This window comes from Kitasatospora sp. NPDC048239 (assembly GCF_043202015.1).
Lineage (GTDB): Bacteria > Actinomycetota > Actinomycetes > Streptomycetales > Streptomycetaceae > Kitasatospora.
In genome coordinates this window covers 292,037-312,134 of the sequence record NZ_JBICZP010000006.1, presented here as the reverse complement: position 1 = coordinate 312,134, position 20,098 = coordinate 292,037, and the positions used below count along the sequence as shown (strand labels likewise).

Annotated in this window: 20 protein-coding genes and 5 pseudogenes; 17 read left to right on the top strand and 8 right to left on the bottom strand. The window is 69.3% G+C overall.

From position 1 onward, the window contains the following. The first annotated feature begins 157 nt into the window (after window positions 1-157). From ACGFZP_RS18995 to ACGFZP_RS18955, 9 genes and pseudogenes are all read left to right on the top strand, one after another. Window positions 158-1,018, top strand: a complete 861-nt coding sequence (locus ACGFZP_RS18995; protein ID WP_392934081.1) for a helix-turn-helix domain-containing protein — start codon at window positions 158-160, stop codon at window positions 1,016-1,018. After that, window positions 1,015-1,248 (top strand): DUF397 domain-containing protein, encoded by a 234-nt coding sequence (locus ACGFZP_RS18990; protein WP_392934078.1) that lies wholly within the window; start codon window positions 1,015-1,017, stop codon window positions 1,246-1,248. Before ACGFZP_RS18995 ends, ACGFZP_RS18990 begins: the two co-directional genes overlap by 4 nt. Before the next feature lie 79 nt (window positions 1,249-1,327). Beyond that, on the top strand, window positions 1,328-2,470 hold the full coding sequence (locus ACGFZP_RS18985; RefSeq protein ID WP_392934075.1) for a winged helix DNA-binding domain-containing protein: 1,143 nt from the start codon (window positions 1,328-1,330) through the stop codon (window positions 2,468-2,470). A gap of 384 nt (window positions 2,471-2,854) precedes the next feature. Further along, a complete protein-coding gene (locus ACGFZP_RS18980; RefSeq protein ID WP_380571953.1) occupies window positions 2,855-2,968 on the top strand; it encodes a lasso RiPP family leader peptide-containing protein in 114 nt (37 codons plus the stop codon). Between the two features lie 12 nt (window positions 2,969-2,980). Further along, a complete protein-coding gene (locus tag ACGFZP_RS18975) occupies window positions 2,981-4,864 on the top strand; it encodes an asparagine synthase-related protein (RefSeq protein ID WP_392934071.1) in 1,884 nt (627 codons plus the stop codon). Next, a complete protein-coding gene (locus tag ACGFZP_RS18970) occupies window positions 4,864-5,121 on the top strand; it encodes a lasso peptide biosynthesis PqqD family chaperone (protein WP_392934069.1) in 258 nt (85 codons plus the stop codon). Before ACGFZP_RS18975 ends, ACGFZP_RS18970 begins: the two co-directional genes overlap by 1 nt. Next, window positions 5,118-5,558 carry a lasso peptide biosynthesis B2 protein gene (locus ACGFZP_RS18965; protein ID WP_392934066.1) on the top strand — a complete coding sequence of 147 codons (441 nt, stop codon included), beginning with the start codon at window positions 5,118-5,120 and terminating at the stop codon, window positions 5,556-5,558. Before ACGFZP_RS18970 ends, ACGFZP_RS18965 begins: the two co-directional genes overlap by 4 nt. Before the next feature lie 235 nt (window positions 5,559-5,793). Continuing rightward, entirely contained in the window at window positions 5,794-6,186 is a 393-nt protein-coding gene (locus ACGFZP_RS18960; protein ID WP_392934063.1) for a DUF6191 domain-containing protein, read from the top strand. 187 nt (window positions 6,187-6,373) lie between these two features. Beyond that, a pseudogene (locus ACGFZP_RS18955) lies at window positions 6,374-6,709 on the top strand (MerR family transcriptional regulator); the annotation flags it as partial. 208 nt (window positions 6,710-6,917) lie between these two features. Here the strand turns inward: ACGFZP_RS18955 and ACGFZP_RS18950 are convergent. Next, window positions 6,918-7,115: a hypothetical protein gene (locus tag ACGFZP_RS18950; protein ID WP_392934060.1), complete on the bottom strand. Its 198-nt coding sequence runs from the start codon at window positions 7,113-7,115 to the stop codon at window positions 6,918-6,920. Between the two features lie 75 nt (window positions 7,116-7,190). On the opposite strand from ACGFZP_RS18950, the pseudogene ACGFZP_RS18945 reads away from it, so the two are divergent. The 3 genes and pseudogenes from ACGFZP_RS18945 to ACGFZP_RS18935 all read left to right on the top strand — a co-directional run. Continuing rightward, window positions 7,191-7,412, top strand: a pseudogene (locus ACGFZP_RS18945) (hypothetical protein); the annotation flags it as partial. Between the two features lie 192 nt (window positions 7,413-7,604). Further along, complete coding sequence (locus ACGFZP_RS18940; protein WP_392934680.1) at window positions 7,605-7,799, top strand: helix-turn-helix domain-containing protein; 195 nt, start codon at window positions 7,605-7,607, stop codon at window positions 7,797-7,799. Continuing rightward, a pseudogene (locus ACGFZP_RS18935) lies at window positions 7,799-8,818 on the top strand (tyrosine-type recombinase/integrase). The gene ACGFZP_RS18940 and the pseudogene ACGFZP_RS18935 overlap by 1 nt, the downstream one beginning before the upstream one ends. Window positions 8,819-8,885: 67 nt before the next feature. Here ACGFZP_RS18935 and ACGFZP_RS18930 read toward each other — a convergent pair. From ACGFZP_RS18930 to ACGFZP_RS18920, 3 genes and pseudogenes are all read right to left on the bottom strand, one after another. Next, the gene (locus ACGFZP_RS18930; RefSeq protein ID WP_392934057.1) at window positions 8,886-9,284 is read right to left on the bottom strand and encodes a hypothetical protein; all 399 of its coding nucleotides are present in this window, start codon (window positions 9,282-9,284) and stop codon (window positions 8,886-8,888) included. A 39-nt stretch (window positions 9,285-9,323) separates the two neighbouring features. Further along, window positions 9,324-9,617, bottom strand: a complete 294-nt coding sequence (locus tag ACGFZP_RS18925) for a hypothetical protein (RefSeq protein WP_392934055.1) — start codon at window positions 9,615-9,617, stop codon at window positions 9,324-9,326. Window positions 9,618-10,228: 611 nt separating this feature from the next. Further along, window positions 10,229-11,005, bottom strand: a pseudogene (locus ACGFZP_RS18920) (protein phosphatase 2C domain-containing protein); the annotation flags it as partial. A gap of 80 nt (window positions 11,006-11,085) precedes the next feature. Between ACGFZP_RS18920 and ACGFZP_RS18915 the strand changes: the two are divergent. The 3 genes and pseudogenes from ACGFZP_RS18915 to ACGFZP_RS18905 all read left to right on the top strand — a co-directional run. Then, a pseudogene (locus ACGFZP_RS18915) lies at window positions 11,086-12,234 on the top strand (replication initiator); the annotation flags it as partial. Then, the gene (locus tag ACGFZP_RS18910) at window positions 12,213-12,395 is read left to right on the top strand and encodes a helix-turn-helix domain-containing protein (RefSeq protein ID WP_392934052.1); all 183 of its coding nucleotides are present in this window, start codon (window positions 12,213-12,215) and stop codon (window positions 12,393-12,395) included. The pseudogene ACGFZP_RS18915 and the gene ACGFZP_RS18910, both read left to right, overlap by 22 nt. Next, window positions 12,395-13,699: a tyrosine-type recombinase/integrase gene (locus ACGFZP_RS18905; RefSeq protein ID WP_392934049.1), complete on the top strand. Its 1,305-nt coding sequence runs from the start codon at window positions 12,395-12,397 to the stop codon at window positions 13,697-13,699. The genes ACGFZP_RS18910 and ACGFZP_RS18905 overlap by 1 nt, the downstream gene beginning before the upstream one ends. 97 nt (window positions 13,700-13,796) lie before the next feature. On the opposite strand, the gene ACGFZP_RS18900 is transcribed toward ACGFZP_RS18905, so the two are convergent. From ACGFZP_RS18900 to ACGFZP_RS18885, 4 genes are all read right to left on the bottom strand, one after another. Further along, window positions 13,797-14,228: a DUF4259 domain-containing protein gene (locus tag ACGFZP_RS18900; RefSeq protein WP_392934047.1), complete on the bottom strand. Its 432-nt coding sequence runs from the start codon at window positions 14,226-14,228 to the stop codon at window positions 13,797-13,799. A 1,222-nt stretch (window positions 14,229-15,450) separates the two neighbouring features. Then, window positions 15,451-15,789 carry a hypothetical protein gene (locus ACGFZP_RS18895; RefSeq protein ID WP_392934045.1) on the bottom strand — a complete coding sequence of 113 codons (339 nt, stop codon included), beginning with the start codon at window positions 15,787-15,789 and terminating at the stop codon, window positions 15,451-15,453. 179 nt (window positions 15,790-15,968) lie between these two features. Next, complete coding sequence (locus ACGFZP_RS18890; protein ID WP_392934042.1) at window positions 15,969-17,195, bottom strand: helix-turn-helix domain-containing protein; 1,227 nt, start codon at window positions 17,193-17,195, stop codon at window positions 15,969-15,971. Between the two features lie 120 nt (window positions 17,196-17,315). Continuing rightward, window positions 17,316-18,185, bottom strand: coding sequence for a GntR family transcriptional regulator (locus tag ACGFZP_RS18885; protein ID WP_392934040.1), 870 nt, complete (start codon window positions 18,183-18,185; stop codon window positions 17,316-17,318). 226 nt (window positions 18,186-18,411) lie between these two features. Here ACGFZP_RS18885 and ACGFZP_RS18880 point away from each other — a divergent pair, with 226 nt between their 5' ends. Continuing rightward, window positions 18,412-18,741 (top strand): hypothetical protein, encoded by a 330-nt coding sequence (locus ACGFZP_RS18880; RefSeq protein ID WP_392934039.1) that lies wholly within the window; start codon window positions 18,412-18,414, stop codon window positions 18,739-18,741. Between the two features lie 2 nt (window positions 18,742-18,743). Then, a complete protein-coding gene (locus tag ACGFZP_RS18875; protein WP_392934036.1) occupies window positions 18,744-20,081 on the top strand; it encodes an FtsK/SpoIIIE domain-containing protein in 1,338 nt (445 codons plus the stop codon). Window positions 20,082-20,098: the final 17 nt, after the last annotated feature.

Sequence of the window (20,098 nt, the reverse complement as noted above, 5' to 3'; positions counted from 1 at the left end):
CAGGAGCGTGTCTGTGCGGTCACGTTGAGTGTGGGGCATCCAAAATCGAAACCGCAATCGCAATGGCTCAAGAAATTAATTGATCTTGAATCTGACTTGAGTCCAGGGCCCTCGTCTGGCGAGACTGGTCGTCCACACCCGAAGGGAGGGGCGCAACTTGAGCAAGGACCTGTCAGCGATCAGGCAGATCCGCCTCGGCGACGAGCTGCGAGCCTGGCGGCTGGAAAACAACAAGACGCTCATCGACATGACGGCCGGCCTGAAGGGCTGGAGCGCCGGGCGGCTCAGCAGAATCGAACGGGCCCAACAGCCGATCAACGCAGCCGACCTCGCCATGCTGCTGAACCACGCGGGCGTCACCGGCCAGGAGCGGGAGGACCTGGAGAGCCTGCTCGGGACCGGTCCCACCAAGCAGTGGTGGCGTGACCTCGACTACGCCGAGGCGATCACTCCGGCCTTCGCGGAGTACCTGGCCCTCGAAGCCGACGCCTCGCACATGCTGAACTACTTCCCCTCCGCGTTCCCTGGGTTGGCGCAGACGGAGGGCTATGCCAAGGAAATGATCGCCGCAGGCCTCGATTCCCCCAACGAGGAGCGCGTCGAGGCGGGAACGGAGGTCCGAGTCCTGCGCCAGCGTCGACTGACGCAGGACCCTGTGCTCACGTTCGAGGCCTATTTCGGCGAGGTCGCGCTGCTCGTGGCGGGCGACGAGACTGTGCTCGCGGACCAGATCAGGCACGCGATCAAGGTTGCCCAGTACCCCAACGTCACGTTGCGCATAGTGCCACTGAGTGCCGGACGGCCAGGCATTCTCTCGTCGGGAATCACCGTGATGCGGTTCCCCGACGATGCCGAAAACGGCTTCGCCTTCATCGAAGCCGTCGGCGGTATGCTCCCGCGTAGAACGGGACGCGACGTACGGCGAGCCGAGCGGGCCATCGCCCGTGTCAAGCGGTGCGCGTTGTCCCCGGAGGACACCATCGCCGCCCTTGAACGCAAGCTGGAAGAGCTGACGTGAGCCAGAAGCACGATCCGTACGACCACGACCCCACCGACGCCGACTGGACCAAGTCCCCCTTCTCCGGCGACGGCAACGGCGACTGCGTGATCATCGCCCGCTTCCCCAACGGCGACGTCTGGCTCGGCGACGACAAGAGCCCCACCCGCCCCCACCTCGCCTTCGACCAGGCCGAATGGACCGCCTTCGTCCAAGCCATCGAAGCCCGCGACCCCCGCTTCACCGCCTGACGCCGAACGGCCCTGCCCCGACAATCCCCCGGGCAGGGCCGCTTCACCACCGCGGCGCCGGGTGCGAGACGATCACCGCATGCGAATCACCGCCCAGGAGCTCAACCGCTCCACACTCGCCCGGCAGTTGCTCCTCAATCGGGAGAACCTCGACGTCGCCGAAGCAGTCCGGCGCGTGGTCGCACTGCAGGCCCAGCAGGCCGCCTCCCCCTACATCGCACTCTGGAACCGGGTCACCGACTTCGACCCGGCCGACCTCGACGACGCCTTCACCACCCGGACCGTCGTCAAGTCGACCCTGATGCGGATCACCCTGCACGCCGTCCACGCCGACGACTACCGGGCCTTCCACGAAGCCGTGCAACCATCCGTCCGCGCCTCCAGACTCGGCGACCGCTTCACCGCCTCAGGGCTGACCGCCGAGGACGCCGACGCGCTGGTCCCGGAGATCCTGGCGTTCGCCGACCAGCCCCGCACGAACGCGGAGTACGAGGCCTGGCTCGAACAACGGCTGGGCGCGCCCCCGCAACCCGGAGCATGGTGGGGGCTGCGGCAGATCGCGCCACTCCTCCACGCCCCGACCACCCCACCCTGGTCCTTCGGCCACCGCCCCGCGTACATCGCACCCCGGACCCGCCCGACCCTCGCCGACGCGGCCACCTCCGACGCGTCCCTCCAAACCCTGGCCCGGCGCTACCTCGAAGGCTTCGGACCGGCCTCGGTGGCGGACGTCGCCCAGTTCGCCCTGGTCCAACGCACGAGGGCCCGCAAGGCACTCGCCGCCCTGGCCGACGACCTCGAACACCTCGAAGGCCCGAACAGCGAGGAACTCTTCGACATCCCAGGAGCCCCCCGCCCGGCCGAGGACACCCCGGCCCCACCCCGCCTGATGGCCATGTGGGACAGCGTCCTCCTCGCCTACGCCGACCGCAGCCGCCTCATCCCACCCGAGTACCGCCCCCTCGTCATCCGCAAGAACGGCGACGTCCTCCCCACCCTCCTGGTCGACGGCCACGTCGCCGGCGTCTGGCGCCCCACCGAACAAGGCATCGAGGCAGCCGCCTTCCACGACCTCCCCGACGGCACCTGGACCCAACTCGCCACCGAGGCCCACTCCCTGACCACCCTCCTCGCCGACCGTGACCCCACCCCCTACCGCCGCTACGACCACTGGTGGACCAAACTCCCCACCACCACAACCCGCTTGCTCCCCGGGAACTGAGCGCGCGTCCCGCCGGGGGGCGCAAAACGACCGTCGGGGCGGTGCGGATCCGGCCGTTCGAGGCCGCAACAAGAGCTGTTCACGTGCGTTCCGTGACGACGGTTAGTCGTGTGAACGGTCAAAATCTGTCATCGGCCCAGCCCTTCGAAGGTGCGGGCACGCCACTGTCACATGCCATCAGCTGCCTTGCAGCATCGGACGCCGACGATGGTTGGTGTCCGCTCGAGTGCCGTCCGGAACCCCGCCGCGCGCCGCCGGGGCACCGGTGGCGGAATGTACTGCGGCGCGCGTGCGCCCCCGTTGGCCGGTGCGCGGCCGCGCTGGTTGGATGACGCCCGGTCGGCCAAGAAAATTGCATGTCCCCGTCAAGCGAGAGGAACTGCCATGAGTGACATCTACGAGCCCCCGATGCTGATCGAGCTGGGCGACTTCGCCGAGCTGACCCGAGGCTTCATCATCGGCGACGTCTTCGACGGCCACGGCTTCTACCTCATCTGAGCAGGTCGGACGATGAGTGGTCACCCGAGGACCTGGTTCGTGGTCCTGCCGGACACCGAAGCACCCTCGGCCGTGGCCGCGGTGCAGGACACGGGCGCCGCCCGTGTCCTGCACCACCCGTCGGGCCGGCCCTGGATCATCGGGGACTGGCCGACGGCGGAGCTCGTCTCCGCCCGCGCCGGCGAGGTGCACCTGGCCGTTCTCGGCCACAGCAGCGCCGACACCGCCGCCCTGCGCCGCCACGCCGAACGGCCGGACGGCGCCGACCTCACCGCGCTGGCCGACCGGTTGGACGGCAGCTTCCACCTGCTGGTCAGCGCGCACGGCACGGTCCGCGCCCAGGGCACCCTGTCCGGACTGCGCCGGCTGCATCACGCACGGGTGAACGGCCTGCCGGTCCTCGCCGACCGGGCGGACGTCCTCGCCGAGTTGACCGGGCAGACCGTGGCAACCGAGCGGCTCGCCCTGCGCCTGCTGCACCCGCTGCCCCACCCGCTGGGCCTGCTCTCCCTGTGGACCGGCGTCGAGTCCGTCCCCTACGACCACAGCGCGCTGCTCGCACCGGACGGACCCGTTCGCACCGTGCGCCGCTGGCGTCCGCCCGCACCCCGGCGTCCACCCGCCGAGGCCGCCGAGGCGGTCAGGGAGGCGCTTCGACTCGCCGTTGCGGCCCGCACCGCCCCCGGCGGACTGATCGCCAGCGACCTGTCCGGCGGCCTGGACTCCACGCCGCTGAGCTTCCTGGCGGCGCGCGGTCCGGGCGACCTCCTGACCGTGACCTTCGGCTCGGTCGACCAACTGCACGGCGACGCCCCGTGGGCGGCGGCCGCCGCCGCCGAACTGCCCGGCGCCCGACTCCTGGTGGGAGCCGAGACGCTCCCCGCGATGTTCGCCGGACTGGAGCATCCGGGCGAACAGGGCGACGAACCGTTCGCCTGGACCAGGACGCGGGCCCGCGACGAGCACGTGGCCCGCGAACTGGGCGCCCGCGGCGCCCGGCTCCGGATCAGCGGCGAGGGCGGTGACGAGGTGCTGCAGCTCATGCCCGCCTACCTGCGCGCGATCGCCCGCCGCCACCCGGTGACGGCGGCGCGGCATCTGCACGGCCACCGGGCGCGGCTGCGCTGGCGGCTGGGGCCATCGCTGCGGGCACTGGCCGACCGGCGCAGCTACCGGGAGTGGCTGGCCGACGCGGCCGAGCACCTCGCGGCCACCACCCCTCCGCACGGGACGACGCTGCTGGGCTGGGGCGTGCCGCCGCGCCTCCCCCCGTGGGCGGACTCCGAGGCGGTCCACACCGTCCGGGCCCAGCTGCTCGCCGCGGCCACCGGGGCCGAGCCGCTGGCTCCCGTGCACGCGCAGCACCAACTGCTGCACATGGTGCACCACAGCGCCGGCGCGATGCGGCAGGCCGTCGAGCTCACCGCCCGGGTCGGTACGCCCTACACCGTGCCGTTCCTGGACGACCACGTCATCGAGGCCTGCCTGGCCGCCGACCCCGCGCTGCTCGGCACCCCCTTCGCCTACAAGCCGCTGCTGACCCTGGCGATGGCCGGCGTGGTGCCCGCGCACCTGCTGCGCCGACCGGGCAAGGGCGACTTCAGCCCCGACGCGTACGAGGGCCTGGCCCGCCACCGCCGCCAACTGGCCGACCTCACCGAACAGAGCGCGCTGGCCGCGGCCGGACTGATCGACGCCGCCGCGCTGCGCCGGGCCTGCGTCGGCCTCTACCCGCCCGGCACCTCCTACGCCGCGCTGGACGCCACCCTCGGCTGCGAGCAGTGGCTCCGCGCGCGGACCACCCACCGCACGGCCCCCGCTCCCGCCCCCGCCCCCGCCGCCGCGGACGGCGGACACCGCAACACCGGCACCTCACCGACCCCTGGAGGGCACTGATGGCAGCGAAGCTGCGCGCGGACGTGACGCTGACCGAGACCGAGGCGGGGGGCGTCCTGCTCGACGAACGGGCGGGCCGCTACTTCCAGTTGAACCGCACGGGCGTCCTGATCCTGCGCACGCTCATCGACGGCCGCTCGGTGGAACAGGCCGCCGATGTCCTGGCCGAGCGCTACCCGGTCACCGCCGACCAGGCCCGCACCGACGTGGAGAGCCTGCACCGGAGCCTCACCGCCGCCGGGTTGATCACCGAATGAGCCTGCCGCACGCGGAACCCGTCGCCCGGCCGCCCTGGCGCAACCGCCCTGCCGCGCTCACCGCGATCGCACTGGCCCGGCTCCTCGAAACGCTGCCGCCGCACCGGATCCGCCGCCTCCTCCTGCACCTGCGGCGCGGCGCACGGCCCGCCACCCCGGCACAGGCCGCCGTGGCCCGGCAGACCGTGGTCGCGCTCAGCGTGCGCTGCGCCGGCCAGGGATGCCTGCAACGCTCACTGGCCGCCGCCCTGCTCTGCCGACTGCACGGCAGCTGGCCGACCTGGCGCACCGGCGTACGACTCGCCCCCTTCCGGGCACACGCCTGGATCGAAGCCGACGGCGCCCCGGTGGGCGAGCCTGCCGAGCTCGCCCACTTCCAACCCATGATCACCGTCGCACCGGTGAGCCACGCTCCCCACCGACAACCGGCCCGGTAGCCTCCCGGTCCAGAGGCGTCCGCCACATCCCTCCAAACCCGGACCGAACTCCCCACCGCCACAGCCCACTTGATTACGGCCAGCGAGCCAGCACCCCGCCCGGCCTCCGGAACACCCGGACATCCGGCACGCCGTCGCGGTAGGGCGGCTGACAGCCGACGTGCACTGGCGAACAAAGCCGGTTGGCCCGCACGCACTAGGGAACTGGCTTTGGCTGACCGGACGTTACCCGGGCATGCTGAGTATGGTGAGCGTCGCGGGAAGCCTGCTGTTTCCCGCCGCCCTGGTCGCGGGGTTCTTCCTCCTGGCCGCCGCGAGGCAACTCGTGCTGCGGGCCCAGCGGCCCGCATGGGTACTTCAGCACCTGCACCGGCGCAACGAATCGGGCGAACGCGGGGTCGGAGCCACCGCGACCGAGGAGCTTCACGCCCTCCTCTACCCCAGCAAACGGGTGCAACTGGAGCAGCGCCGCATCGAGCTGGTCCTCCGCGATGACGAGAACGATGGTGCACCCCCCAAGACCGGGATCGATCTCAAAGCCGGCACCGCTACCATCCTCCGATCTCCGACCGCCGGCCCCAGCACGCCAAGCCGCAGCAACCAGCCGAACCGCTCCAGCCAGGACTGACGCGCGGTAGCACAAGACCACCGCTGCCAGCGGTGGTGGCAGCTGGGTTGCCGCGGCACGGGCGGCCATGCCTGTTCGACTGCGAGGAACATGGATCTCGGGGTTGTGGTTGCCGTTGCGGCAACTCCTACCGTCGTGACCAGGGCCGGAGAGACCGGCCCGGCGACACACACGTGCAGGAGTCGTGATGGACTGGCCGATCTCAGAGGTGGCTCGGATGCCAGGCGTGACCGCCCGGACACTGCGCCACGACGACGAGACCGGCCTGCTCCCGCCGGCCCGGATCGGCGCCAACGGTTACCGCTACTACGAGGAGCAGCAGCTTCTGCTGTTGCAACAGATCCTCGTGCTGCGGCCGTTGGGCGTCGGGCTGCCGGAGATCGGCCGGATCCTTGCCGCGCAGGTCGACGAGGTGGCTGCCCTGCGGGACCACCACCGGCGGCTGCTCGCGGAACGGGACCGGCTCGATGCCCTGGCCGACACCGTCTCCCGCACGATCGCCGAACTGGAGCAGTCCAGGAAGAGGGCTGGCCGCCTACCAGCGCGACGCCATCGAGGCCTACGCCACCACCAGGCTCAACTGAGCCACCACGCAACCGCCATCGCGGGCCAGTCCCGCGATGGCGAGCGGCCGCTCGCGAGGTATCTCCGACAGCGCCGAGCCCGCGGCCCACCCGTACCCGATCGCTCGAAGCAGCATCTCCACCACGTCCAGCCGGGTCCGCTGCTGACTACGCGATGCGCTTCTCCAGCCGCTCCCGGCAGTTCGGCCACTCCTCAGCCGTGATCGAGAAGACCGCCAAGTCCCGCAGCCGGTCGACCTCCCCCGACACCCACGAACGGCACCAGTAGCGCAGCACGCCCTCGAACGGTGCACCCACCACACCGAGCGCGACCGTGGAACGGCTGTTGCGCGCATCCGTCCTCAAGTCCCGACGCGGCGCCACACCCCAGCACTCAAACGCGGGCCGGAACACAGCAGCTTGCACTCCGAGCTCACCCCCGTGCCCTGGGCCAATGCCACGAGCCAGGTGCAACCGACCTCGACCGCGAAGTGGTCCAGTTCGCCCTGGTCCAACGAGCCAGGGCCAAAAAGGCACTACAGGCCCTCGCCGACGACCTTGAACACCTCAAAGGCCCCAACGGCGAAAGAACTGTTCGACTTCCCAGGAACCCCGCGCCCAGCCGAGGACACCCCGGCACCACCCCGCCTGATGGCCATGTGGGACAGCACCGTCCTCGCCTGCTCCGACCGCAGCCGCATCATCCCGCCCGACTACCGCCCCTCGTCATCCGCCGAAACGGTGACGTCCTCCCCACCCTCCTGGTCGACGGCCCCGTCGAGAACTCCTCGCCGCCACCGTCCGGCACAACCGCGCCAACGAACGGCAGTTCAGGCACGAAGGCGAGGACTGCCCGTGATCCCACCCGCGTCGGCGGAACTGCTGACAGTCCCCCAGGTCATGGCCTGCCTCCAACTCGGCCGCTCTGCCGTCTACGACCTGCTCCGCACCCGGCAACTCGGCTCGATCACCCTCGGCCGCTCCCGCCGCATCCCGACTCACGCCCTCACCGCCTTCATCCGCACCCGACTCGAACAGGAGGCCGCCTGATGACCACACCCCGCGACACCCCCGCCTCCCGCCGCAGCCGCGCCAACGGGGACGGCACCGTCTACCAGCGCAAGGACGGACTTTGGGAAGCCGCCGGCCACGTCCTGGCCGTCGGCGATACCCGCAAGCGCGTCCGCGTCTACGGCAACACCTGCAAGGACGCCCTGGCCAAACTCACCGAGAAGATCGCCACCAGCAACCGCGGCGTCCCCACCCCACTCCGTGCAAGGCAGCGTCGCAGCGTTCCTCACCTACTGGCTGGAGACCGTCGCCATCCACCGGCTCCGCGAGAACACCCACACCCGCTACACCGCCTGCACCCGCCTCTACCTCATCCCCGGCCGGAAGAAGCTCGCCAAGCTCACCGCCAAGGACGTCCGCACCTGGCTCGACCAGCTCCGCACCCGCTGCCAGTGCTGCGCACGCAGCCTCGACACCACCCGCAACGTCCGCATGGGCACACCCCGACCCCGCCGCTTCGAACCCCTCACCGCCGACGAGGCACGTCAGCTCCTGGCCGCCACCCACGCCCACCGGCCTCAGGCGCTGTTCGAACTGGCCCTGCACACCGGGCTCCGCAAGGGCGAACTCCTTGGGCTGCGCTGGGAAGACCTCGACCTCGCAGGCGGCACTGCCAGCATCCGCCATACCCTCCAGCGCACCAACTCCTGCGGCCTCATCGCCCTCCCGACGAAGACCCAGAGCTCCGAGCGGCGCATCGCTCTGCCAACCCCGTGCCTGCGCTCACTCGTACGCCACCGCGACCAGCAGCGCCAGGAACGCGAGACGACGGGCGCGGGCTGGCTGGACAGCGGCTACGTCTTCACCCGGCCCAACGGTGCCCCGGTCGAAGGGGCCACGCCCACATCGGTGTAACCGCCACCGTCTACGCCCACGTCCGGCTCCGCCTCCAGCGCCAGGCCATCGACGCCCTGAGCAACGCCCTCCGCCACCCAGCAGACCCCACCACCCAGCCCGACGGCGACGATCCGCCACTTTACGCAGCGACCGTCCGCTGACGTTACCGTCAAGACGCCAAGATGCCCCGCCAGAACCCATTCTGGCGGGGCATCTTGCACGAAATGGTTAAGCCTCTAGCGAAGGGAAGAGATCACGGTCTTCCCAATTGTCATCAAATGCCTCAAGCATCAATTCGTAGGCCCTCATGGCCCGAAAATCCACCTTTTCGGCCTTGTCGAGAAGCATATCCTCGATCTCTTTCTTCAGCCATGGCCATCTGAATCTGAATCCATAGAATTGAACGATCTCGCAGGACGCATAAGCCTTACCCGAGTGGAGCGCCCAGAGAATGGCCGACTTCAGCTCCCCAAAGTCTCCGCGAGCTTCAGCATCGTTAGCTATCCGCGCCAGTATCGGGTCAATGATCAACGTCGACTGGCTCTCATCAAGAAGACGAGAGATCTCGGAGAACTGGCCAATTAGAGAACTGGCCATCCCCGACCGAGGTGCCTCTTCTGTGCCCATCTGCTTAGTTCACCTGTCTTCCGCGAGCTCCACGTCAACCTACCAACGTTCCTTGTAAGTATTCGCCCCCACGTCGAAGCCCGCGTTCCGGAACGCCTCCTCGGCCGCACTCCGAGCACTGTCACCGCCGGGTTGGTAGTGGCCCGACCGGTTATCTATCTCCTTTAGGCGGCCACTATACATCTTGAATTCACCAGCAGCCACTACATCGCCACCCTGCGCAAGATCGATATGACCATACTGACCACCGAGTCGCGTGACACGAAGCTCACCACCAGGCATTACCGCGTAGATGAACTTCCCAGTGGCACCTTGCAGCTTCTCCAGCGGCATTGGCGTCATGGGATGGACAGGGTCATTCGGCTCCAAATTGGAGAACCTGTCACACGAACTGTTGCGCACGAGAACCGGCGTGGTACCCGCGAGCACATAGTACGTGCGAGAGGCGACCCCTTCCTGACTGCGTTTTCGCAGGTGAGCGGCAATCTACCCGTCCGCCGAGGCCCCTGGAAGTGCACTGTTGTCCGCCTCTGTTGCCGTCAGCGTTGCTGTCAGTGGTCTACACCACGACGGGCCGTCAGATGCGATCGCCGGCGGTGGAGCGGTTTGGCCGGTGTCCTGTCTGGTCTGGGGCCGAGCATGATCGGGGGGCCGTAAGCTGCTGCGACTCGGTCAGGGCTTCTGGGCCTGACCGCAATTTGGCCGAGTGGCCCCCCGTTCTTGCTCGGCGCGGGTCCTGGTCCTGACAGGTGGGTAAAACCGTGGAGCCGCCGGCCCCAGCCATCGCGCTGCCCCGTCCTGGCGGTCGCGCCGGGACCGGGCGCCAGCCCGCACGCCCGGCGTCGGCCGCCGCGGGCGGGGCAGCAGCGCGCGCAGGGCGCGCGCCCTTGACCTAGTACAGCTGAATTCGGCAGTGACCCGGCAAGCGTTCCGAGCTGACGCGGCTACAGAGTGACGGAGGCAACGGCAGTGTCGTCGTGGGCCTTACCCCGGGGCCAACGCTTGCCGTCGGCATCGTCGTGTTCGGCAACACGAACCTGACGGATCAATTCGGCTGGCCCCTGTTCGCGAACGAGCATGAGGGCCTGAGACCAGTCGGCCAGCGCGAAGCGGTCGACCAAGCGGGACGCACCGTCGCTGAAGAGCGTGAAGCCCGCGAGTTCGGCGCGGGGGATGCTGCCGGCGAGGGCCTCGTGCGCGGCAGCCGGGTCGGCGGCGGCCACCCAGAACCCGCCGGTCCGGTTGCGGTGGGCGCGCATGGCTTCGACGTACGCGCGGTGGGCAGCCGTGTGCGCCGGGGTGCCGGTGGCCTCGGCGTCCATGGGCCCGCGCAGGCCCCGGCCGACCTGGGCCTCGCGGTCGTCGGTGACGGGTACCGGGGGGCGTCCGTCGGCGGGTTCGAGGACGAGGGTGGAGTCAGCCAGAACCAGGTACTCGACCTGGTCCTCGGTAAGCCGGGTGGCGATCATTGTTGCTGACGGCGTCCCGGGGTGGGTGACGTCACATGTGTCCGCGTGGAGTTCGGCAGTATTGGCGATCGCGTCGGCCAGGCACTCGACGAGGGGCCGGTCCGGTCGGTTGGTCGCCGCAGCCAGCAGGCTGACGCCAAGCCGGGAGACGTACCACGCCACCCCATGAGTGCAGCCGCTGTCCGACCCGGCAGGGGTGCCGGCGCCGTCGAGCAGGACGACGGCGTTCGGACTGGCGGCTACGAAGTCCTCGTTGGGGCGGTCGGCGTAGGCAGGCTCGGTAGCGACACAGCGGCACCCGCGGCAGCCTCACCCCGGGCACCGCCGCCCGCCGGGTCCGCTCCACCCGCCGCCGCCAGGACACACCGGACCTGCCCCGCCGCCCGATCGAGGCCCGCACGCTCGGCAGGGCGTACACCGCCGCGGACGGCAAGACGTTCCGTCCCTCGCTCTTCCTGACGCTCACGCTGCCCTCCTACGGCCGGGTCCGCGCCGACGGCACTCCGGTCGACCCGGCCGCCTACGACTACCTGCAAGCCGCCCGCGACGCCCTGCACTTCCCCAAGCTCATCGACCGCTTCATCCAGAACCTACGCCGCTTCGTCGGCTACGACGTCCAGTACTTCGCCGTGGTCGAACCGCAACGACGCCTCGCCCCGCACCTCCACCTCGCCCTGCGCGGAACCATCTCCCGCAACGACCTGCGCCGGGTCGTCGCGGCCACCTACCACCAGGTCTGGTGGCCCGCCTGCGACCGCCCTCGGTACACACCGGAGACTGCTCCCACCTGGTCGCCCGAGCACGAGAGCTACGTCGACCCCGCCACCGGCACGCCGCTGGCCACCTGGGACGAAGCCCTCGACCTCCTCGACGCCGACCCGCACACCCAACCCCTCCACGTCGCCCGCTTCGGCACCCAGCTCGACGCCCAGGGCGTGCTGATCGGTTCCCCCGAGGCCAACCGCTGCGTCCGCTACCTCACCAAGTACCTGACCAAGAGCGTCGCCGAGTGCCACACCCCCGCCAGCGACCCCGAGCAGACCCACGTCGACCGCCTCGCCGCCGTGCTCCAGCTCGAACCCTGCACGCCGGCCTGCGCCAACTGGCTCCTCTACGGCGTCCAACCGAAGAACGCCCACCCCGGCCTGCGCCCCGGCGCCTGCCGCGCCAGGGCCCACAAGCGCGAACACCTCGGCTACGGCGGCCGCCGAGTCCTCGTCTCCCGCAAGTGGTCCGGCAAGACCCTCACCGACCACCGCGCGGAGCGCCGCGCCTGGGTCCTCGACATCCTCGGCCGCAACGACACAGCCCCCGACCCGCACCGCTACCTCTGGGCCCTCGTACACCCCGGCGACCCCGACGTCGCACCCCTCGCCACCCGCCTCCTGCGCGCCGTCGCCGAACGCGTCCGCTGGCGCGCGGCCCTCGACCAAGCTCTCGAACGAGCAGGGGGCGACCGATGTCCGACGACGACCTGCTGACCATCCCCGAGGTGATGGCCCGACTGAAGCTCGGCCGCTCGGCGGTTTACGACCTGATCCGCACCAACCGGCTGCGCTCGATCACCATCGGTCGATCCCGCCGCATCCCGCACGGCTCGTACCGCGCCTTCGTGGCATCCCGACTGGAGGACGCGGCCTAATGGCCGACCAGAAGAAGAACCGCGCCAACGGCGAAGGAACCGTGTTCCAGCGCAAGGACGGCCGCTGGGAAGCCGCAGCCTTCGTGCTCGCCTCCGACGGCACCCGCCAGCGTCTCCACGTCTACGGCAAGACCCGCAACGAGGCGATGGACAAGCTCACCGCGGCCAAGGCTGCCAGCAACCGGGGCGTCCCCGTCGTCCATGCTCAAGGCACCGTCGGCAACTGGATCACCTACTGGCTCGACACGGTCGCGGTGCACCTCCTACGCGAAACCACGCACGTCCGCTACGCCGCCGTCGCCCGCCTGTACATCATCCCGGGCCTGGGTACCAAGAAGCTCTCCAAGCTCACTGCCAAGGACATCCGCACCTGGCTTGACGGCCTGCGCACCCGCTGCCAGTGCTGCGCCCGTCGCATCGACCACCAGCGGCACGAAGAGCAGCAGCGCTGCTGTGCCGCAGGCCGCTGCTGCCGCCGGCAGTTGAGCGCGCTCACCCTCACCTACATCCACACCGTCCTCAAGACCGCGTTGGAGCATGCCGTCCAGGAAGAGGAGGTCCCCCGCAACGCGGCCCGCAACGTCCGCCTCGGCACACCCCGCCCCCGACGCGTCGAACCCCTGACCGTCGACGAGGCCCGCCAGCTGCTCGACACCACCCGCAATCACCCGCTGTTCCCCGTGGTGCACCTCGCCCTCCACACCGGCCTGCGCAGGGGCGAACTCCTCGCCCTCACATGGGAAGACGTCGACCTCAACGCCGGCACGGCCGTGATCCGACGCTCACTGCAACGCACCAGTGAGAACGGGCTGGTGGTGTTCCCCACCAAGACCCACGCGTCCGAGCGTCGCATCGCCCTGCCCACCGCCTGCGTGCACGACCTGCGCGAGCACCGTGCCCGCCAGCGGGCCGAACACGGGGCGGCCGGGCTGGGCTGGAACCCACGCGGCTACATCTTCACCGCGCCGAGCAGCGCACTCCCGGTCGAGCCCAGCACCCTCAACCGGCGCTTCGCCACGATGCTTCACCAGGCCGGCGTCCGCCGGATCCGCTTCCATGACCTCCGGCACTCCACCGCGACCCTGCTCCTGGACCAAGGCGTCGAACTCGTCGTCATCAAGGAGCTGCTCGGCCACGCCCACATCGGCGTCACCGCCACCGTCTACGCCCACGTCAGACTCCGCATCCAACGCGACGCCATCGACCTCCTCGGCCACGCACTCCGCACTCCCGAGACCGAACCTGCCGACCGCGGCGATGACGACGATCCGCCCACAAGTGGGATCTTGGTCCCCACCAACTGACGTCAACTGGTGACGTCAACGCCGCCGGGCCCTCATCGACATCACTGTCGATGAGGGCCCGGCGGCGTTTCTACCCATTTAAGCGTGGGCGGGAAATCTATGCGTCCGCCCGAAGGCTTGCAATGATCGCTTCCACGCCCTCTTGCCAGGCATCCCCTCTTCCGCTATCGATCCACAGCTCATACAGCTCGGAGTTGTCTCCAAGAATCCTCCGCAGAGCAGAAATAGCCATATTCGGCATATCCTCCCCAATCTCCGGGATCACCTCATTGACGCCATTGAGCTCCAGGATCTCGGCATCGTGAGTCATTTTCGCGACAACGATGGCTGCCGCAGCAACTGCAGACTCAGCGTAGTCCTTCTCCAGGTATTCGTCGGCCGCTAGCTCCACAACGGTTTTCCAGGAAGACCTCAGAACATCAAGCGCGCTGTCGAGACCTGCTTGCCTCAAGTCGTAGCAGAGGTCCTGGGCTCCATCATTTTCAAACGCTCCGATACCGGTAGCACTCATCCCGTCCCACCACTCCACGTGTCCAAGAAATCCCTAGCCGCCTGCAAGTACTTTTCGCGCCTCGGGTTCTTCAAATTGATGGCCATCTGTCCGGCAAGTACCGGGGTGAACCATCGCTCCGACATTTCCTCCAGGCCCCTTCTGGCCGCCCGGTCGTCAGTACGATAGAGGACCACGCCGTTGAGTTCCGGATACGTCCTTGCGTGGGTGGCCAAGCGATCGGCCAAGTCCGTTGCCATGCCTGTTCGCTGCACCACTCCGCTTTCCGAAACCAGGGCGTAGATTCCACCCCTTGCATTCGGGTCGCCAATTGGCTGATGTTCTTTGCTAAGAAGCCCCGGCGTATCTTCGCCGCAATTGTGAACCAGGACCGGCGTGGCCCCTGCCAGCACATAGTACGTGTGATAGGCGGCCCCTTCCTGACTGCGTTTTCGCAGGTGAGCGGCAATCTACCGGTACGCCGAGGTGCGTGGAAGTGCGTTGTTGTCCGGCCCTGTTGCCGTCAGCGTTGCCGTCAGAGGTCTACACCACCGGGGGCTTTGGGACGGGTGGCAGTGAGGGCGGTGGAGCGGGCTTTGGCCGGTGTCCTGCCCGGGTTGGGGTCGGGCTTGGTCAGGGGGCCGTAAGCTTGCCCGCGATCTCGGGCAGGCTTTGGGCCTGCCCGCAATTTGGCCGAGTGGCCCCCTGGCCTTGCCCGACGCGGGCCCCGGCACGGGTAGGTGGGTAGAGCACGCTTCGCCGCCCGGCCCGCGCCCGAGCACCGAGGCCCGCCATGGTGCGTCAGTGCTGGGCCATCCTGCCCACGGCGAGCCCGTCGGCCCTCTCGGTCAGCACCAACCCGGAGACGCGGCTCGGATGCTGGCCGATCCGGCCTTCCCTGGCTGACCCCATCGTTGGCCTGCGGCCAGGCCATCACCGGGCCCTGCCCGGCCCTTTCTCCGCTTTTGCGCGCGCAGGTGGCCGGGCCGTCGCGCGGTGGGGCGTAGACAGGAAGCGCGGGGCGGCTCGGCCTGCGGGCGCGCGCGGCCCGCGTAGGCGGGCCGCCTTGAACTCGTAAGGAAAGTTTCGACGCACTCCACCACCGGGGCCGCGTGTTGCTGAACTGCTGAACCAGCCTGCCCGCCACCGCTGTTCACTGGACCGGCCATGTCCGCGCTGGACTGTGGCACAGCCGATGGTCGAGATGCCCGTTCCCTGCATCCCGAGGCGGCAGCCTTGCGCAAGGGCGGAGAAGCCGGGCTCAGCTACGGGCGCTCACTTCGCTGGCCACGATGATCCGGCCGCCGGCCTTGCGCACGGACCGGCTGACGCGGGCCTTCTCGTCGGGCAGGACGGAGAGCATCTCGCCGGTGGGGACGATGATGGTGTCGGCGTCGCCGTCGAGGAGCATCTGGAGCGCGTAGGTGAGTCCTCGGCGCTGGTCGGGTTCGGTGGCGCCTTCGTCGTCGTGGATCACGCCGGCGAGGTGCAGGCCCGACTCGCGGGCGATCCGTTCGCACATCGCCTGCCGGGTGACGACGGGCTCGTCCTTGGTGGTGCACAGGTAGACGACGGCGGTGGGCTGCGCGGGCTTGGTCATCTCTTCGTCCCATCTCAGTTCGGCTCGGCACGGGACCGTTGGTGACGCTGTGTCGGTCCGTTCCGTTCGTGCGGTTACTGAGATCGTCGGGCGTCGCCGTCGGGTGGCCCAGGAACGTGCGGGGTCAGTTCGCCCACCCTCCGGTGTGGATCTGATACGTGGTGTCTCTGCCGGGCTGGTCAGAGTTCGATGGCGAGGAAGTCGGCGAGTTCGACGAGCTGTGGGGAAAGGCCGCGCTTGCGTCGGGTGACGAGGGTGGTGGCGATGTCGCGGGCGTAGCGCTGGTAGCGCAGCCATTCGGGGGCAGCCTGCTTGATGCCCATCAGGATGTCGGTGGCCGGCGCGTAGTCGCGCTGTTCGGTGTGGGCGGCGGCGAGGTCGAGCAGGTGGCGGTTGCGGTTGTTGGAGGTCGAGCGGGTGGGTGCGGTGACCTGTCCGGAGAGCTGGAGGGCCTTGCCGTACTCGCGTAGGACCATGGCGTTCTCGACCTCCTTCATGGCCACCGTGTTGGGGCCGAAGGTCGTCCAGTACTCGTGGTAGTCGATCACATCCCGGCCGACCAGGACGGCGGCGGCCTTGGCCTGCCGGATCATCTCGTCCGCCTCCGGGGTGCGGTTGTTGCGCACGGCCGCTGCCGATCCCCGCAGCAGCAGCCACCCCCACGTTCCGAGGTGGCTGGCGGTGGAGTGCCGGAAGGACGGTTCGATGGCGTCCGCGGTGGCGACGGCCACGTCTTCGGCCTCGTCGAAGCGGCGCTGCCGCAGCAGCAGCCAGCACAGCGAGACCACCGCGGACGCCCCGAGGACTTGGTTGCCGCTGCGTTCGGCCAGCTCGATGGCCCGGTTCAGTGCCTGGTAGGCGAGATCGTCATGCCGAAGGTGGATCAGTGTGGAGCCCGCCAGCTGGTACGCCTGCGCCTGCACCTCCAGCGCCGCCAACCTGGCCTCGCCCTCTGCTAGTTCGGCGACCTGGGCGGCCTCGGTCAGCACGCTGGGCAGTGCTCCCAGCGTGGCCGCGTAGTCGTCGCCCTGGTAGAGGCGGTTGCCTTCGCGCACCGATGCGCGGACCCCGGTGATGGTCGGAGCGTCGTGACAGTCATCAGCGTGGGCCACCCGGCCCAGGCCCCTGGCGGGTGTGATCACCCGACGGATCGCCAGAATCCCAGCCGGGTCGACCTCCGGGGCAACCGGCGGCTCGATCGGCCCGGTCTGCATCAGATCCGTCGTCTTCACGCCCAACGCCTGGGCGAGCTGGCGCAAGGTGCCCATGCGGGCGCTCTCGCGGTCGTTGCGCTCCAGCTTCCGGATGGTCGCCACCGACACCCCGGACGCCTCCGCGAGCTGCTCCTGCGTCATGCCCCGGCGTCGGCGCAACCGCCCGATCCGGTCCCCGATGCTCTCCGCCATGGCCACCCCTGCACCTGCGTCTTCGTTCCTCGCCAACGGTACGCCGCCCGCCAGGACCTCGGCGTGAACAGCGGGCGACGGTAACCGACCGGGTGATCCCGCTTGTCGGGACCGCTGGGTTCAGCCGGGCTTCCGCGTGGTGCTCTTCTTCGGCTTGGCGCCGGTTTCCAGGGCTTCGATGCGCTCGCGCATCTCCTCGATCTGCTCCAGAGCGTCCTCCAGGACGTCGGCCAGGTGCTGGATGCGCTGGCGGGTCCTCAGCTCTTCCGGGGACGGGCCGCTGTAGGTCTCCAGCGCGCCCGGGACCGCCGGAAGCTGGCCGACGGCCACGGCCTCCACGACCGTCATGCCGCCCGTCTCGGTGGGGGCGCCGCGACGGATACGCGTGCCCTTGCCCTCGACCAACAGGAGGACGAGCGCGTGGTGGGCGGCTTGCTCGTCGATGCCGAGCATGTCGGCGACGTGCTGATCGGTGAGCTCGATCCCCTCCTGGAGCGTCCCGTCAGCGATCTTCTGCGCCAGCTGCTCGTAGGCGAGACGGGATGCCATCGTCGGGTCGTCCGCACGCTGCACGAAGACCTCCGGCGTGCCGCCGGACTCGTCGCGGGCGAGCCATCGCTCGTCGAGGAGTTTGCGGATGGCCGCGTCGACAGCAGTGATGGGTGCCCCGTAGTGCTCGGCGAGGCTTTCGCGTGAGGGCAGCGTCACCCCGGGTGCGAGGTCGCCGGCGCGGATCTGGCGCTCCAGGTCGGCGCTGATCGTCTGGTAGGCGCGCTCCAGGTCCACGGTCTGGCTGACGAAGGTGCCCTTGCCGGGCTTCGAGACCGCCCAACCCTGCTCCCGCAGCAGGGCCATGGCCTTCTGCACTGTCAGGCTCGACGCCTTGTAGGTCTTCATGAGCTGGCTCTGCGAGGGCAGCAGCTGTCCGGGCCGCAGTGCGTTGTCCCTGATCTGCTGCTTCAGGTCGTCGGCAATGCGCTCGAAGGTCAAGCGAAGGCCATCGGGCTGGGACACGGTCCACCTCGGTCGGTCGGCGGTTCGAAGGGCTGGAGCGGGGCCAACCGCGTCCGTGGCGGCCAGCCTAACGAGCCCATGGATGAGGTGGAAACTATTCGGATCGGGATGGACTTGGATGGGGTCGGATGGGGTGTGCTAACGTTCCGGCACGTGGTCGCACCAGCGGCCACAGGAACCCCACCCGTTCCGGGAGGAACACATGCGCAACATCCCCGTCGATACCTCGGCCGCGACCTCGATGCTCGGCGTCGTCCGCGACAAGGTGAAGGACTTCCAGACCGGCGAGATCGCCGTAGACAAGGAGACCGGCGCGAAGCTGCTCGTCGCGGACGTGATGTTCGTCCTTGACGGCCGCGCCGAGATGATCTCCGTCACCGTTCCGGAGGCCGGCCTGGCCAAGGGCACCAAGCCCGGCGCTCTCGTCGCCTTCACCGGCCTCGTCGCCACCCCGTGGGAGAACAACTTCAACGGCCAGGCCCGCCACGGCATCGCGTTCCGCGCCGCCGCCATCACCGCGAAGGCGGCCTGACCATGCTGACAACCACTCAGTACATATCGCCCGACATCCTGCTCTGGCTGCTCGCGCCAGCAACGGCCCTGGTGCTGGGACGGATGGTCTTCGTCACGGTTCGCTGGCTGCGGGCCGACACCGAGACCCGGATCAGCCTGGGCCAGGCCCGCCGCATCCGACGCACCTGGAAGCGCCTCGCTCCGATGGCCGAACTCGCCGCCAAGGACGCCACCCCAACCGGCCTGGAGCACCTGAGCACCGACGGCAAGGCGCCCAGGCCGAAGATCCGCATCCCCCGGATCACCACCAAGGCCGACGAGTTCGGCGTCACCGTCACCGCCGCCACCCTGCCCCGCGTCGGCCTCGAAGCCTGGCAGGACGCCGCCGACGACCTGCGCAACGGCTGGGGCATGACCCGCGTCAAGATCACCCAGTCCAAGCCCGGCCAGATCGCCGCGCGCGGGTTCCGCCGCGAAGCACTCGACACCCTGATGCCCTCGCCCCTGTTCCAGGCGGACGGCTCACTCGCGGTCGGACCCGGCTCGCTCACCACAGCCGACGACGTCCTGTTCGGTTGGGACGAGGACGGACAGCGCATCCGCCTCAACCTCGCCAAGAGCGCGCACGGCCTCATCGCCGGGGTCACACGGTCGGGCAAGTCGATCACCGTCAACACGCTCCTCGCCTACGCCTCGCTGATGCGGGACGTGCAGCTGATCGTGATCGACCCGAACCTCGCGGCAGCCGCCCCCTGGTGGCGCACGGCCCACAAGGTCTCCGCCTCCGTGCATCCGGACGAGGCGTCAGATGTCCTCGCCTGGGTCCGTGAGGAGATGAATCGCCGCGAGAAGCTGTTCTGGTCAGCAAGGACCGACCGGATCACCGCGTTCAGCGAGGAGCTGCCGCTCCTGATGGTGGTGATCGACGAGGTTGCCAACTACACCCGCCATTCGGACCGCAAGGCCCGGGAGCGGTTCGAGGCCCAGTTGCTGGCCATCGCCAGCCAGGGCGCCAAGTTCGGCGTCCGGTTGTGGCTGATCACGCAGAAGCCCTCGGCCGACGTGCTGTCCACCGCGATGCGGACCAACCTGTCAGCCCGTATCTGCCACCGGGTGGACACCGTCGAGGACTTCCTCCACCTCTTCCCGGACGGCCGGGAGCTGGAGGTCAACGCGGCGGACCGTGAGATGCCACAGGGCGTCTCGATCGCCTCCATCGGCGACATGCGCACTCCCGTGCGGATGCGCTCGGTCTATCTGCCCACCGAGTCGTGCTGGCAGATCAGCGAGGCCATGTGCCACGCCGGCCTCCAGGTCCGTGACCTGCCCACCGGCACCGAGTTCGTGAAGGTCGCCTGATGCGCGCTCACCTCCAG

What these genes read in the sequence shown, in the direction of transcription:
- ACGFZP_RS18985 (WP_392934075.1), top strand. Translation starts at nt 1,328, where the DNA reads ATGCGAATCACCGCCCAGGAGCTCAACCGCTCCACACTCGCCCGGCAG.
- ACGFZP_RS18980 (WP_380571953.1), top strand. Translation starts at nt 2,855, where the DNA reads ATGAGTGACATCTACGAGCCCCCGATGCTGATCGAGCTGGGCGACTTC.
- ACGFZP_RS18975 (WP_392934071.1), top strand. Translation starts at nt 2,981, where the DNA reads ATGAGTGGTCACCCGAGGACCTGGTTCGTGGTCCTGCCGGACACCGAA.
- ACGFZP_RS18970 (WP_392934069.1), top strand. Translation starts at nt 4,864, where the DNA reads ATGGCAGCGAAGCTGCGCGCGGACGTGACGCTGACCGAGACCGAGGCG.
- ACGFZP_RS18965 (WP_392934066.1), top strand. Translation starts at nt 5,118, where the DNA reads ATGAGCCTGCCGCACGCGGAACCCGTCGCCCGGCCGCCCTGGCGCAAC.
- ACGFZP_RS18960 (WP_392934063.1), top strand. Translation starts at nt 5,794, where the DNA reads ATGCTGAGTATGGTGAGCGTCGCGGGAAGCCTGCTGTTTCCCGCCGCC.
- ACGFZP_RS18930 (WP_392934057.1), bottom strand. Translation starts at nt 9,284, where the DNA reads ATGGGCACAGAAGAGGCACCTCGGTCGGGGATGGCCAGTTCTCTAATT.
- ACGFZP_RS18925 (WP_392934055.1), bottom strand. Translation starts at nt 9,617, where the DNA reads ATGCCGCTGGAGAAGCTGCAAGGTGCCACTGGGAAGTTCATCTACGCG.
- ACGFZP_RS18910 (WP_392934052.1), top strand. Translation starts at nt 12,213, where the DNA reads ATGTCCGACGACGACCTGCTGACCATCCCCGAGGTGATGGCCCGACTG.
- ACGFZP_RS18905 (WP_392934049.1), top strand. Translation starts at nt 12,395, where the DNA reads ATGGCCGACCAGAAGAAGAACCGCGCCAACGGCGAAGGAACCGTGTTC.
- ACGFZP_RS18895 (WP_392934045.1), bottom strand. Translation starts at nt 15,789, where the DNA reads ATGACCAAGCCCGCGCAGCCCACCGCCGTCGTCTACCTGTGCACCACC.
- ACGFZP_RS18890 (WP_392934042.1), bottom strand. Translation starts at nt 17,195, where the DNA reads ATGGCGGAGAGCATCGGGGACCGGATCGGGCGGTTGCGCCGACGCCGG.
- ACGFZP_RS18880 (WP_392934039.1), top strand. Translation starts at nt 18,412, where the DNA reads ATGCGCAACATCCCCGTCGATACCTCGGCCGCGACCTCGATGCTCGGC.
- ACGFZP_RS18875 (WP_392934036.1), top strand. Translation starts at nt 18,744, where the DNA reads ATGCTGACAACCACTCAGTACATATCGCCCGACATCCTGCTCTGGCTG.